The sequence below is a fragment of the Klebsiella sp. 1SOBk10mer genome (assembly GCF_046602535.1).
Classification (GTDB): Bacteria; Pseudomonadota; Gammaproteobacteria; order Enterobacterales; family Enterobacteriaceae; genus Klebsiella; species Klebsiella quasipneumoniae.
The window spans coordinates 26,050-40,181 of the sequence record NZ_JBKIUP010000001.1; the positions used below are offsets into that span (position 1 = coordinate 26,050).

The following is a 14,132-nucleotide window of genomic DNA, read 5'->3' on the forward strand; positions in this document are numbered from 1 at the left end:
GTGTCTGACCTCGAACTCAATGATGAATACTGGATGCGTCATGCCCTGACGCTGGCGAAGCGCGCCTGGGAAGAGGGTGAGGTACCGGTGGGCGCGGTGCTGGTGCATAACAATCAGGTCATTGGTGAGGGCTGGAACCGGCCGATAGGCCGTCACGACCCTACCGCCCATGCGGAAATTATGGCCTTACGCCAGGGCGGACTGGTGCTGCAAAACTACCGCCTGATCGATGCCACGCTATACGTGACCCTCGAGCCCTGCGTGATGTGCGCGGGGGCGATGGTGCACAGCCGTATCGCCCGCCTGGTGTTTGGCGCCAGGGATGCCAAGACCGGCGCCGCCGGCTCGCTGATGGATGTTCTGCACCACCCGGGAATGAACCATCGGGTTGATATTAGCGAAGGCGTGCTGGCGGAGTCCTGCTCTGCCATGCTGAGCGATTTCTTCCGCTGGCGGCGGGAAGAGAAAAAAGCGCTGAAGAAAGCCCGGGAGCAGAACGGGGAAAGTTAATACAGGTGGCCCGGGAGTTTCATCCGGGCATTATCCATCTGTTTATCGGCGCGAAACTTGAAAAAGGGCAGGGTGGTCTCCTGCGGCTGTTCGAGCTCATTGGGGAGCACGGCCGGGTAATCTTCCGCCAGGGCCAGCGTTTGCTGCTGCTGGCGCTCCTTCTCTGACAAATAGCCGACAAGGCTTATCTGATATTTGCGGATGTTTTCCACATAGGCGTAGGCCTCATGGCCGCGGGCATAGCCGTATTTTAGTTTGCTGTAATAGGGTTTCTGGCTCAGCAGCGGTAAACGCAGCTTAACGTCCGCCCAGCTGTTAGGATTGCCTTTCTGTTTGCGGGTGAGCGCCATGGCGTCCAGCATATGGGCATAGCCCATATTGTAAGCGGCCAGCGCAAACCAGATGCGTTCATCTTTCGGGATCGAATCCGGCACTTTATCCATCATATCCTGTAGATAGCGCATGCCGCCGTCGATACTCTGCGCCGCATCGGTCCGGTCAGTCAGCCCCAGACTTTGCGCCGTATTGCGCGTGAGCATCATCATGCCGCGCACGCCGGTAGGCGAGGTGGCCTGTGGATCCCAGTGGGATTCCTGCCAGGCGATGGCGGCCAGCAGGCGCCAGTCGATCTCGCGGGCGTACTTTTCAAACAGCGGCTGCACCTCCGGAAGAATGTTTTCCACCGCGCGCAGGAAGGTGCGGGTATCGACGTAATCAAAATCGTTGCCGTGGCCGAGGTACTTCTCCTCGAGGCGCGCCAGGGTGCCGTCTTCATTGATGTTGTTGAAGAAATCAAGCATCGCCGCCGACAGGGAATTATCATCGTCCCGGGCGCTGAACCAGGTGACCGGCTGTTCGTCGGTGATATCGAGGGCTACCGCCAGCTCCGGATGGACGCGCTGAAACAGGCTGACGGCCACCGAGTCGGCGATGGTGTAATCGAGTTTGCCGTCAATCACCGCCTGCATCAGCGCCGTGGTGCCGCGCTTTTCGTCCACGCGCCAGGCAAGATCTGGGTATTTCTCCGCTTTCAGTACCTGCAGGTCGTTGATCGCCACGTGGCCCGGAGCGATGGCGAGCTGCTCGGCGGTCAGCGCCGCGAGGGTGCGCGGCCGGGTATTGCCGACGCGGTAGACCAGCTGTTGCGAAACAGAATAGTAGGTGGGGCCGGCCTGATAGTTTTTCACCCGCTCCTGGTTATAGACCAGCCCGGCAGCCAGCATATCGGCCTGACCGTCGTCGAGGTCGTCAAACAGCTGGCTGATGTTCTGCCGGACGGTTATCTTAAGCGTCACGCCGAGGTAGTCGGCAAACTGCTTCGCCAGTTCGTAGTCCAGGCCGAACGTTTTATTGTTCATGGTGGTAAAGGTCATCGGCGAGTTGATGGTGCTGATGCGCAGCTCGCCGCGAGCGATAATACCCGCCACCCGGTTCTCGGGTTTACCGGACCAGGGGATCGACGGCCACAGGGCAGCCGCCAGCAAAAGGGTGACAATGCCGATCAGCAGATAATTAATCTTTAATTTTTTCAGCGCGTTAATCTTCTGCAGCTTCAGGTTCCTCAGCAGGCGATGTCCGGAAAAAACGCAAGGTTGTCGTCGAATGAGCGGCATTCTGCTTAAGAATGCGCCAGTTGGCAACTTATTCGCGATAGGCGTCACATTTATTGATAAACAGCATCAATGATTTTATTTCTACGCAAACGGTTTCGTCGGGGCGCAGGATTCACTATAATGACGCCCGTTTCCCCCCCTGGCTCACCCTGAAAGCTTCGAAGACGAGAGACTTATGATGGAAATTTTGCGTGGTTCACCTGCACTGTCGGCATTCCGTATTAATAAACTGCTGGCACGATTTCAGGCGGCCAACCTTCCGGTAAGCGCCATATACGCCGAGTATATTCATTTTGCCGATCTGAACGCCCCGCTGAGCGCTGACGATCGCGAGCGCCTGGCGCGACTGCTTAAATATGGCCCGAGCTTAAACAGCCATACCCCGACCGGTAAATTACTGCTCGTGACCCCTCGCCCTGGCACCATCTCTCCCTGGTCTTCTAAAGCTACCGATATCGCCCATAACTGCGGCCTGGCTCAGGTTGTGCGTCTGGAGCGCGGCGTGGCGTATTATGTTGAAGCCTCGACCCTGAGCGAAGCGCAGTGGACCGCGGTGGCGGCGGAACTGCACGACCGCATGATGGAGAGCGTCTTCGACGCGCTGGAAGCGGGCGAAAAGCTGTTCGCTCACCATCAGCCGACGCCGGTGACCAGCGTTGACCTGCTGGGCGAAGGGCGTCAGGCGCTGATTGACGCCAACCTCCGTTTGGGTCTGGCGCTGGCAGATGACGAAATTGACTACCTGCAGGACGCGTTTACCCGTCTGGGACGCAATCCGAACGACATCGAGCTGTACATGTTCGCCCAGGCGAACTCAGAGCACTGTCGCCACAAGATTTTCAACGCCGACTGGATCATCGACGGCGAACAGCAGCCAAAGTCGCTGTTCAAAATGATCAAAAACACCTTCGAAAAAACGCCGGACTACGTCCTGTCGGCCTATAAAGACAACGCCGCGGTGATGGAAGGGTCTGAAGTGGGGCGCTATTTTGCCGACCACCAGACCGGGCGCTACGACTTCCATCAGGAGCCGGCGCACATTCTGATGAAGGTGGAAACCCATAACCACCCGACGGCCATCTCCCCATGGCCGGGCGCGGCAACCGGCTCCGGCGGCGAGATCCGCGATGAAGGCGCCACCGGCCGCGGCGCGAAGCCGAAAGCGGGTCTGGTGGGCTTCTCGGTTTCCAACCTGCGCATCCCGGGCTTCGAACAGCCGTGGGAAGAAGATTTCGGGAAACCGGATCGCATCGTCACCGCCCTGGACATCATGACCGAAGGCCCTCTGGGCGGCGCGGCGTTTAACAACGAATTTGGTCGTCCGGCGCTGAACGGCTACTTCCGCACCTATGAAGAGAAAGTCACCAGCCATAACGGCGAAGAGCTGCGCGGCTACCACAAACCGATCATGCTGGCCGGCGGTATCGGTAACATCCGCGGCGAGCACGTGCAGAAGGGCGAGATTACCGTCGGCGCGAAGCTGATCGTGCTGGGCGGCCCGGCGATGAACATCGGCCTCGGCGGCGGCGCGGCGTCTTCCATGGCCTCCGGTCAGTCCGATGCCGACCTCGATTTCGCCTCCGTCCAGCGTGACAACCCGGAAATGGAGCGTCGCTGTCAGGAGGTGATCGACCGCTGCTGGCAGCTGGGCGACGCCAACCCGATCCTGTTTATCCACGACGTCGGCGCCGGCGGTCTCTCCAACGCCATGCCGGAGCTGGTCAGCGACGGCGGCCGCGGCGGTAAATTCCAGCTGCGCGATATCCTGAGCGATGAGCCAGGCATGAGCCCGCTGGAGATCTGGTGTAACGAATCGCAGGAACGTTATGTCCTGGCGGTCGCCCCGGAGCAACTGCCGCTGTTCGACGAGCTGTGCCGCCGCGAGCGCGCGCCTTATGCGGTTATCGGCGAAGCCACCGCCGAGCAGCACCTGAGCCTGAGCGACAGCCACTTTAACGATCAGCCGATCGATCTGCCGCTGGACGTCCTGCTTGGTAAAACGCCGAAAATGACCCGCGACGTGCAGACTCTGAAAGCCCAGGGCAGCGCGCTGGATCGCCAACCGATCACCATCGCCGACGCGGTTAACCGCGTACTGCACCTGCCGACGGTGGCCGAGAAAACCTTCCTCGTGACCATCGGCGATCGCACCGTGACCGGCATGGTCGCTCGCGACCAGATGGTCGGCCCGTGGCAGATCCCGGTGGCCAACTGCGCGGTAACCACCGCCAGCCTCGACAGCTACTACGGCGAAGCGATGGCGATGGGCGAGCGCGCCCCGGTTGCTCTGCTGGACTTCGCCGCCTCCGGCCGTCTGGCGGTTGGCGAAGCGCTGACCAACATCGCTGCCACGCAGATTGGCGAGCTGAACCGCGTGAAGCTGTCGGCTAACTGGATGGCCGCTGCCGGCCACCCGGGCGAAGACGCTGGCCTGTATGAGGCGGTGAAAGCGGTGGGCGAAGAGCTGTGCCCGGCGCTGGGCCTGACCATTCCGGTCGGCAAAGACTCAATGTCGATGAAAACCCGCTGGCAGGAAGGCAGCGAGCAGCGTGAGATGACCTCTCCGCTGTCGCTGGTGATCTCCGCCTTCGCCCGTGTCGAAGATGTTCGTCATACCGTCACGCCGCAGCTCTCGACGGAAGATAACGCCCTGCTGCTGATCGACCTCGGTAAAGGGCACAACGCGCTGGGCGCGACGGCGCTGGCGCAGGTCTATCGCCAGCTCGGCGACAAGCCGGCTGACGTGCGCGATGTCGCGCAGCTGAAAGGCTTCTGGGATGCGATGCAGGCCCTGGTGGCGCAGCGTAAACTGCTGGCCTACCACGACCGCTCCGACGGCGGCCTGCTGGTCACCCTGGCGGAAATGGCCTTTACCGGCCACTGCGGTGTGGAGGCGGATATCGCCGCGCTGGGCGACGACCGTCTGGCGGCGCTGTTCAACGAAGAGCTGGGGGCGGTGATCCAGGTCCGCGCCGCAGACCGTGAGGCGGTGGAAGCCATTCTGGCGGTTAACGGTTTGGCGGACTGTGTGCATTACCTCGGTAAAGCGGTCGAGGGCGATCGCTTCGTGCTGACCGCCGGCGGTCAGACGGTGTTTAGCGAAAGCCGCACCACGCTGCGCATGTGGTGGGCGGAAACCACCTGGCAGATGCAGCGTCTGCGCGACAACCCGGCCTGCGCCGATCAGGAGCACGAGGCGAAAGCCAACGACGCCGACCCGGGCCTCAATGTGAAGCTCTCGTTTGATATTAATGACGATGTCGCCGCACCGTACATTGCCACCGGCGCGCGTCCGAAAGTGGCCGTCCTGCGCGAGCAGGGTGTGAACTCTCACGTTGAAATGGCGGCGGCCTTCCATCGCGCTGGCTTTGACGCCATTGACGTGCATATGAGCGACCTGCTGGCGGGCCGCACCGGTCTCGGCGATTTCCATGCCCTGGTGGCCTGCGGCGGCTTCTCCTACGGCGACGTGCTGGGGGCAGGTGAAGGCTGGGCGAAGTCGATTCTGTTCAACGAGCGCGTGCGCGATGAGTTCGCGACCTTCTTCCATCGTCCGCAGACCCTGGCGCTCGGCGTGTGCAACGGCTGTCAGATGATGTCCAATCTGCGCGAGCTGATCCCGGGCAGCGACCTGTGGCCGCGCTTTGTGCGCAACCACTCTGACCGCTTTGAAGCGCGCTTCAGCCTGGTGGAAGTGACGCAAAGCCCGTCTCTGCTGCTGCAAGGCATGGTTGGCTCACAGATGCCGATTGCGGTCTCCCACGGCGAAGGTCAGGTGGAAGTGCGCGACAGCGCGCATCTGGCCCAGCTGGAGAGCAAAGGCCTGGTGGCGCTGCGCTTCGTGGATAACTTCGGCAAAGTGACCGAAACCTATCCGGCGAACCCGAACGGTTCCCCTAACGGTATCACCGCCGTGACCAGCGAAAGCGGGCGCGCGACCATCATGATGCCGCACCCGGAACGCGTCTTCCGCACCGTAAGCAACTCCTGGCACCCGGAAAACTGGGGCGAAGACAGCCCGTGGATGCGTATCTTCCGCAATGCGCGTAAACAGCTGGGTTAATTTTCCCGCAGCGTGTCACGCGAACGTATCGGCCCCCTGCTCAGGCAGGGGGCTTTTTTTTATCTGTGACGGCCGGCACGCCAGGGTGTCGGGAATCACCGACAACCGGCATATTGCAGTGTCGCCAAAAGGCGACACTTAAGTTATTGATTTAAATGATGAGTAACTTGGGATACATTTGGTGTCGCTAATTGGCGACGCTATGGATAAAAAGTGTACTGCGCTGGGGTGGCTGGCTTTTATGGTTAAAGCCATATATATCAATGTGTTAATAAAATGTTTGGAAAGGTGGCATAGTTCATGCATAATAATAACCAGTGGCTCATTCACCTTCTTATGTCAGCCCCTTCGGGACGCGCTACATAAACTTCGAATGACGCACAAACAGGTGCCTGCCGTCCAACTCCTGATAATAGCCTGGCTTTATCAGACATCGGGCGAAACGTCGAGTAAGGCACCGCCTCATTTCTGAACAAAGCCAGGCCTTGCGCCTGGCTTTGTTGTTTCTGGGGCGCCGTGGCGACGGGTATCGCTTTTCTCCGGCGCGCTCCTCAGTTAGCATCGACCAGAGCTAATGATTGAGACCACACCTTTGAAGCGACTCTCTCTTTTTCCCCGTTCGCTGCGTCAGCTGGTGACGCTCTCCTTTGTGCTGATCCTGCTGCCGTTACTGGTGCTGGCCTGGCAGGCCTGGCAGAGCCTCAATGCCCTCAGCGCCCAGGCGGCGTATATCAACCGTACGACGCTGGTCGATGCCCGCCGCAGTGAGGCGATGATCAATGCCGCGCTGGAGATGGAACGCAGCTATCGCCAGTACTGCGTGCTGGACGATCCGACGCTGGCGCGCGTCTATCAAAACCAGCGGCAGCGCTACAGCCAGATGCTGGACGCGCACGCCGGCGTGTTGCCGGACGAAAAGCTCTGGCAGGCGCTGCGCCAGGATGTCAGCGATCTGGCGCAGCTGCAGTGTAACAACAGCGGCCCTGACGCCGAGGCAGCCGCCAGACTGGAAGTTTTCGCCAGTAATAACAGCGACATGGTCCAGGCGACCCGGGCGGTGGTCTATTCCCGCGGCCAGCAGCTGCAGCAGGAGATTGCCGAGCGCGGCCAGTTTTTCGGCTGGCAGGCGCTGGTGCTGTTTCTGCTGAGCCTGGCGCTGGTGCTGCTTTTCACCCGCATGATCATCGGCCCGGTGAAAGGTATCGAAAGAATGATCAATCAGCTGGGCGCAGGGAAGTCGCTGGACGACGCGGCATTGTTTACTGGCCCGCGCGAGCTGCGCTCGGTGGGCAAGCGCATCATCTGGCTCAGCGAGCGCCTGGCATGGCTGGAGTCGCAGCGGCATCAGTTTCTTCGCCATCTGTCGCATGAGCTGAAAACCCCGCTGGCCAGTATGCGTGAAGGCACCGAGCTGTTGGCCGACCGGGTCGCCGGACCGCTGACGCCGGAGCAGCAGGAGATCGTCGAGATCCTCGACAGCAGCAGCCGCAACCTGCAAAAGCTGATTGAACAGCTGCTGGACTACAACCGCAAACAGGCCGACGGCCCGGTAGCCCGGGAAGCAGTGGATCTGGTGGAGCTGGTGGAAAACGTCGTGGCGGCGCACAGTTTGCCTGCGCGGGCTAAACTGATGCATACCGAGCTGGCGCTGCGGGCGCGGCATTGTCTGGCGGAGCCTGCGTTATTGATAAGCGTAATGGATAATCTCTACTCCAATGCGGTGCACTATGGCGCTGAATCCGGTAACATTCGTATCCATAGCTACCGGCACGGAGAGCAGGTGCGTATTGATGTCGCCAACAGCGGCGAACCGATCCCGGCCGCGGAAAAGAATATGATTTTTGAGCCTTTTTACCAGGGAAGCCACCAGCGTAAAGGGGCCGTTAAAGGCAGTGGGCTGGGGTTAAGCATCGCCCGCGATTGTGTCCGTCAGATGCAAGGGGAACTCAGTCTGGTTGACGCCCCCGCCGGGCAGGTCTGTTTTCGCATTACGCTTCCCTCAGCGCCGGAATAATCCAACTAATGAATCGATATCGGGGAACTATGTCCCAATTCCTGGCCTGGCGCCGTTCCCTTAGCGGATGGCTGCTCTCAGGCATTGCTTGTCTGACGCTGGCGGGGTGTTCCGCCGGCTTCTCGCCGCATAGTGCGGAAGGTGCCGCCGCCCCCGGGCAGGCGCAGCACCAGGTGGCCGATTTTGTCGCCGTGGACTGCGCTGATATCTGGGCGCACAGCAGCGATGCCAGCGACAAAAACCCCCTCTACTGGCTGCGGGGCATTGACTGCGCCGATCGTCTCGCGCCGGTGCAGGCGCGAGCGGAGGCGAAACGCCATACCGACGACAGCTGGCAGGACGCATTCCGCCGCGGCATTCTGCTTGCCGATGCCAAAATTACCCCTGACGAGCGCCGCGAGCTGGTGGCGCGTCTCGACACCTTCAGCCCGCAAATCGCCGTTCAGGTCCGCCCGCTATATCAGCTCTGGCGCGACGGGCAGACCCGTCAGCTGCAGCTGGTGGAGGAGCGAGCCCGCTACGCGAAGCTTCAGCAGTCCAGCGATAGCGAGCTGGAGACGTTGCGCCAGCAGGAGCAGTCGCTGCGCCAGCAGCTGGAGCTGACCACCCGTAAGCTGGAGAATCTGACGGATATTGAACGCCAGCTCTCCAGCCGCAAGCCGGGCGGCAATTTCGGCAGCGAAAAAGTACCGGAGGTGATCCATGACGATCCGTAAACCGGCGCGTTTGCTGCTGGTGGATGACGATCCGGGGCTGCTGAAGCTGCTCGGCATGCGTCTGGTCAGCGAAGGCTATAGCGTGGTCACCGCCGAGAGCGGACCTGAAGCGCTGCGCGTGCTGGGACGTGAGAAAGTGGATCTGGTGATTAGCGATCTGCGGATGGATGAAATGGACGGCCTGCAGCTGTTCAGTGAGATCCAGAAGGGGCAGCCCGGCATGCCGGTGATCATTCTCACCGCCCATGGCTCGATCCCCGACGCGGTGGCGGCCACCCAGCAGGGCGTCTTCAGCTTCCTGACCAAGCCAGTTGATAAAGACGCCTTGTATAAAGCCATTGATGAGGCGCTGGAGCAGCGATCGCCAGCCACCGACGAAGCGTGGCGCCAGGCGATTGTCACCCGCAGCCCGCTGATGCTGCGCCTGCTCGAGCAGGCCGGGATGGTGGCGCAGTCCGACGTCAGCGTGCTGATTAACGGCCAGAGCGGGACCGGGAAGGAGATAGTCGCCCAGGCGATCCACAACGCCAGCCCGCGTCATGACAAGCCTTTCGTGGCGATTAACTGCGGCGCGCTGCCGGAACAGCTGCTCGAGTCCGAACTGTTCGGCCATGCTCGGGGCGCCTTTACCGGCGCGGTCAGCAACCGCGAAGGGTTATTCCAGGCCGCCGAAGGCGGCACGCTGTTTCTCGACGAGATCGGCGATATGCCTGTCGCCCTGCAGGTGAAGCTGCTCCGCGTCCTGCAGGAGCGTAAGGTTCGCCCGCTCGGCAGCAACCGCGATATCGAGATCAACGTGCGGATCATCTCCGCCACCCACCGCGACCTGCCGAAGGCGATGGCCCGCGGCGAGTTTCGCGAAGATCTGTTTTATCGCCTCAATGTGGTTAACCTGAAGATCCCGCCGCTCTCCGAACGCACGGAAGATATTCCGCTGTTGGCCAACCATCTGCTGCGTCAGTCCGCCGATCGCCATAAGCCGTTCGTGCGGGCATTTTCCAGCGATGCAATGAAGCGGCTGATGGCCGCCAAATGGCCGGGCAATGTGCGCCAGCTGGTGAACGTGATTGAGCAGTGCGTGGCCCTGACCTCGTCGCCGGTGATCGGCGATGCGCTGGTGGAACAGGCGCTGGAAGGCGAGAACACGGCGCTGCCGACCTTCGTGGAAGCGCGCAATCAGTTTGAGCTGAACTACCTGCGCAAGCTGCTGCAGATTACCAGAGGCAACGTCACCCACGCCGCGCGGATGGCTGGACGCAACCGCACCGAATTCTATAAGCTGCTGTCGCGCCATGAGCTCGACGCCAATGACTTTAAAGAGTAGCTCCGCAACATAGCGCAAGATATGATACGGTAAGCAACCGGTTACGCGACTAAGACAGGAACACCATGAAAAAGATTGATGCGATTATTAAACCTTTCAAACTGGATGACGTGCGTGAAGCGCTGGCCGAAGTCGGCATCACCGGGATGACGGTAACGGAAGTGAAAGGCTTTGGCCGCCAGAAAGGGCACACCGAACTCTACCGCGGCGCGGAATATATGGTGGATTTTCTGCCGAAAGTGAAAATTGAAATCGTGGTGACCGACGATATCGTCGATACCTGTGTGGATACCATCATCCGTACCGCGCAGACCGGTAAAATCGGTGACGGCAAGATCTTTGTCTTCGACGTGGCGCGGGTCATTCGTATCCGTACCGGCGAAGAAGACGACGCGGCGATTTAACGCTCGCCGCTCGTTGCAGTATTGCCGGGTGGCGCTGCGCTTACCCGGCCTACAAATCCCCGCGGCGTCGGGGCTTACAGCACCTTATGCGGGCCGAAGCATTCGTAATGAATGTGGTCTTTATTGACCCCTAATTCTACCAGCTGCTTCGCTGCAAACTGCATAAACGCTACCGGGCCGCAGAGATAATACTGCATCTGCGGGTCGCGAATAGTTTCCGCCACCGCCGCTAAATCCATCAAACCTTCGCTATCAAAACGTCCTGCCTGACGGTCAGCCTCGCTCGGGTTGCGATACCAGACGTGAGCGGTAAACGCCGGCAGCGCCGCGCCGAGCGCCTGCACCTCATCGGCAAAGGCGTGGACCTCGCCATTTTCCGCCGCATGGAACCAGTTCACCTGACCCTGATGATGGCTCTTCGCCAGCGCATCCAGCATCGCCAGCATCGGCGTTTGCCCGACGCCGCCGGAGATCAGGGTGACCGGCGTCTGCGGTTCGACGTTAAGGAAGAAGTCCCCGGCCGGCGCGGCCAGATAGACCACATCGCCTTCGCTGGCATGGTTATGCAGCCAGCTGGAAACCTGGCCGCCTTCCTCGCGTTTAACCGCGATGCGGTAGCCCTTGCCGTCCGCTTTGCGGGTCAGGGAGTACTGGCGAATTTCCTGATATTCGAAGCCTTCCGGCTTCAGCCAGATGGCCAGATACTGGCCAGGCTGGTAATCGGCGACCGGCTGGCCGTCGACCGGCTCGAGCTCAAAGCTGGTGATAAGCTGGCTGCGCGGGGTTTTCTTCACGATGCGGAACGCGCGGGTCCCTTCCCAGCCGCCGGTTTTACGGGCGTTTTGCTGATAGATCTCGGCTTCGCGGCCGATAAAGACGTTCGCCAGCACCCCGTAGGCTTTACCCCAGGCATCGAGCACTTCCTGGCCCGGACTGAACATTTCATCGAGGGTCGCCAGTAGATGGCTGCCAACAATATTGTACTGCTCCGGTTTGATCTGGAAGCTGGTGTGTTTCTGGGCGATCTTTTCCACCGCCGGCAGCAGGGCAGGCAGGTTATCGATATTGCTGGCGTAGGCGGCAATGGCGTTGAACAGCGCTTCACGCTGGTCGCCGTTGCGCTGGTTGCTCATATTGAAGATCTCTTTGAGCTCCGGGTTATGCGCGAACATCCGATCGTAGAAATGGGCGGTTAACTTTGGTCCAGTCTCTACCAGCAGAGGGATGGTGGCTTTGACCGTAGCGATGGTTTGAGCGTCGAGCATAGTGTGCTTCCTTGGGTGTTATCTTAATGATGTATTTTAAATGCATCTTAAGGAAATAACCCTGCGTTGTAAATGGTTCTTTAACACTTTCCGCCGTTGCAGTTACAACATGAAGAATTTGCATCACAATCCTGAAAAGAAATCCGTTGATACTGAGAGAGGCGTTATTGCTCAAAGCCTTGTGTCATGCGGAGCCAAACGTTTGCGTAAAATCCTTTGTCAAGACCTGTTATCACAGAATGATTCGGTTATACTGTGGGCCGTTGTCCAATCGGACCGCCTTTTTAGGCCGAAATTTTATTGTTAGCTGAGTCAGGAGATGCGGATGTTAAAGCGTGAAATGAACATTGCCGATTATGATGCCGAACTGTGGCAGGCTATGGAGCAGGAAAAAGTACGTCAGGAAGAGCACATCGAACTGATCGCCTCCGAAAACTACACCAGCCCGCGCGTAATGCAGGCGCAGGGCTCTCAGCTGACCAACAAATACGCTGAAGGATATCCGGGCAAGCGTTACTACGGCGGCTGCGAATACGTCGACGTGGTTGAGCAACTGGCTATCGACCGCGCGAAAGAGCTGTTCGGCGCTGACTATGCTAACGTCCAGCCGCACTCCGGCTCCCAGGCTAACTTTGCCGTCTACACCGCGCTGCTGCAGCCGGGCGACACCGTGCTCGGTATGAACCTGGCGCAGGGCGGCCACCTGACTCACGGCTCCCCGGTTAACTTCTCCGGCAAACTGTACAACATCATCCCTTACGGTATTGATGAGTCCGGCAAAATTGACTACGACGACATGGCGAAGCAGGCTCAGGAACACAAACCGAAGATGATCATCGGTGGTTTCTCCGCTTACTCCGGTATCGTTGACTGGGCAAAAATGCGTGAAATTGCTGACAGCATCGGCGCTTACCTGTTCGTCGATATGGCGCACGTGGCAGGCCTGATTGCCGCTGGCGTATACCCGAACCCGGTTCCGCATGCTCACGTCGTGACCACCACCACCCACAAAACCCTGGCGGGTCCGCGCGGCGGCCTGATCCTGGCGAAAGGCGGTAGCGAAGAGCTGTATAAGAAGCTGAACTCTGCGGTATTCCCAAGCGCGCAGGGCGGCCCGCTGATGCACGTTATCGCGGCGAAAGCGGTGGCGCTGAAAGAAGCGATGGAGCCAGAGTTTAAAGTTTACCAGCAGCAGGTTGCGAAAAACGCCAAAGCAATGGTGGAAGTGTTCCTGAACCGCGGCTACAAAGTGGTGTCTGGCGGTACTGAGAACCACCTGTTCCTGCTGGACCTGGTGGATAAAAACCTGACCGGTAAAGAAGCTGACGCTGCCCTGGGCCGCGCCAACATCACCGTCAACAAAAACAGCGTGCCGAACGATCCGAAGAGCCCGTTCGTGACCTCCGGTATCCGCATCGGTTCTCCGGCTGTGACTCGTCGCGGCTTTAAAGAAGCGGAAGTCAAAGAGCTGGCTGGCTGGATGTGTGACGTGCTGGACAATATCAATGACGACGCGGTCATTGAGCGCGTGAAAGGTAAAGTGCTGGATATCTGCGCCCGCTTCCCGGTATATGCGTAAGCGTTAGCGTTGACATCAAAAAGGCCGCTTATGCGGCCTTTTTTGCATCTGCAGATTAGCGGCGGTCGAGGGAGATCGCCCCGGGGCCGGTTACCGCTAGCAGCAGGAAGGCGCCGGCGATGCTGACGTTTTTCCAGAAGTTAATCATGTTCGGCAATACCGCATCGCCAGTCATATCCCAGTAGTGATGGCCAATCACCGCCGTGCCGAGGGTGTAGAAGATAAAGATGACCGCCAGCGGGCGGGTGAAAAAGCCCAGCACAATTAAAATCGCGGCAGGCACTTCCATAATGACGGCGATAATCGCCGCCAGGGTCGGCATCGGCGCGCCGGAGGCGGCCATGTATTGCACCGTACCGCTAAAGCCCAGCAGTTTGGGGTAGCCAAAAAGTAGAAACAGAACCACCACGGCGATGCGGGCGATGAGCAGTAGCAGAGAGCGGGATGCGCCAAAATCAAAATAGCGGAGTGTGTTCATAATCAGCTCGTTATGAGAGACGTGTGATTTAAACGTAATACACAAAGTTGCCAGCCGCCATAGCAGGAAAATAATAATGTCGCGCTTCGTTTCATTAGGATTTCGCCGTATCGTTGGTCGCACTTTGATGCCCGGTTATCGGATTTTATTTAATACAACCGGTGAC

At 59.4% G+C, this 14,132-nt stretch carries 10 protein-coding genes; 7 read left to right on the top strand and 3 right to left on the bottom strand.

The window, feature by feature from the left end:
- Positions 1-510 carry a tRNA adenosine(34) deaminase TadA gene (tadA, locus tag ACLH1I_RS00145; RefSeq protein WP_017900419.1) on the top strand — a complete coding sequence of 170 codons (510 nt, stop codon included), beginning with the start codon at positions 1-3 and terminating at the stop codon, positions 508-510.
- Here tadA and mltF read toward each other — a convergent pair.
- Positions 507-2,123, bottom strand: a complete 1,617-nt coding sequence (mltF, locus tag ACLH1I_RS00150; protein ID WP_117131088.1) for a membrane-bound lytic murein transglycosylase MltF — start codon at positions 2,121-2,123, stop codon at positions 507-509. The genes tadA and mltF overlap by 4 nt on opposite strands.
- A 175-nt stretch (positions 2,124-2,298) precedes the next feature.
- Here mltF and purL point away from each other — a divergent pair, with 175 nt between their 5' ends.
- The 5 genes from purL to glnB all read left to right on the top strand — a co-directional run bounded on the left by purL (position 2,299) and on the right by glnB (position 10,644).
- Positions 2,299-6,186 carry a phosphoribosylformylglycinamidine synthase gene (gene purL / locus ACLH1I_RS00155; protein ID WP_032456470.1) on the top strand — a complete coding sequence of 1,296 codons (3,888 nt, stop codon included), beginning with the start codon at positions 2,299-2,301 and terminating at the stop codon, positions 6,184-6,186.
- Between the two features lie 592 nt (positions 6,187-6,778).
- A complete protein-coding gene (locus ACLH1I_RS00160; protein ID WP_151628872.1) occupies positions 6,779-8,200 on the top strand; it encodes a sensor histidine kinase in 1,422 nt (473 codons plus the stop codon).
- Between the two features lie 29 nt (positions 8,201-8,229).
- Positions 8,230-8,916 (top strand): two-component system QseEF-associated lipoprotein QseG, encoded by a 687-nt coding sequence (qseG, locus tag ACLH1I_RS00165; protein ID WP_004201847.1) that lies wholly within the window; start codon positions 8,230-8,232, stop codon positions 8,914-8,916.
- On the top strand, positions 8,903-10,240 hold the full coding sequence (gene glrR / locus ACLH1I_RS00170; protein WP_004201849.1) for a two-component system response regulator GlrR: 1,338 nt from the start codon (positions 8,903-8,905) through the stop codon (positions 10,238-10,240). Before qseG ends, glrR begins: the two co-directional genes overlap by 14 nt.
- Before the next feature lie 65 nt (positions 10,241-10,305).
- On the top strand, positions 10,306-10,644 hold the full coding sequence (gene glnB, locus ACLH1I_RS00175; RefSeq protein ID WP_002914032.1) for a nitrogen regulatory protein P-II: 339 nt from the start codon (positions 10,306-10,308) through the stop codon (positions 10,642-10,644).
- 74 nt (positions 10,645-10,718) lie between these two features.
- On the opposite strand, the gene hmpA is transcribed toward glnB, so the two are convergent.
- Positions 10,719-11,909, bottom strand: coding sequence for an NO-inducible flavohemoprotein (hmpA, locus tag ACLH1I_RS00180; RefSeq protein WP_064794946.1), 1,191 nt, complete (start codon positions 11,907-11,909; stop codon positions 10,719-10,721).
- 325 nt (positions 11,910-12,234) lie between these two features.
- Here hmpA and glyA point away from each other — a divergent pair, with 325 nt between their 5' ends.
- Positions 12,235-13,488 (top strand): serine hydroxymethyltransferase, encoded by a 1,254-nt coding sequence (gene glyA, locus ACLH1I_RS00185; protein ID WP_002914027.1) that lies wholly within the window; start codon positions 12,235-12,237, stop codon positions 13,486-13,488.
- 55 nt (positions 13,489-13,543) lie between these two features.
- On the opposite strand, the gene ACLH1I_RS00190 is transcribed toward glyA, so the two are convergent.
- Complete coding sequence (locus ACLH1I_RS00190) at positions 13,544-13,966, bottom strand: DoxX family protein (protein ID WP_048326434.1); 423 nt, start codon at positions 13,964-13,966, stop codon at positions 13,544-13,546.
- Positions 13,967-14,132 lie beyond the last annotated feature (166 nt).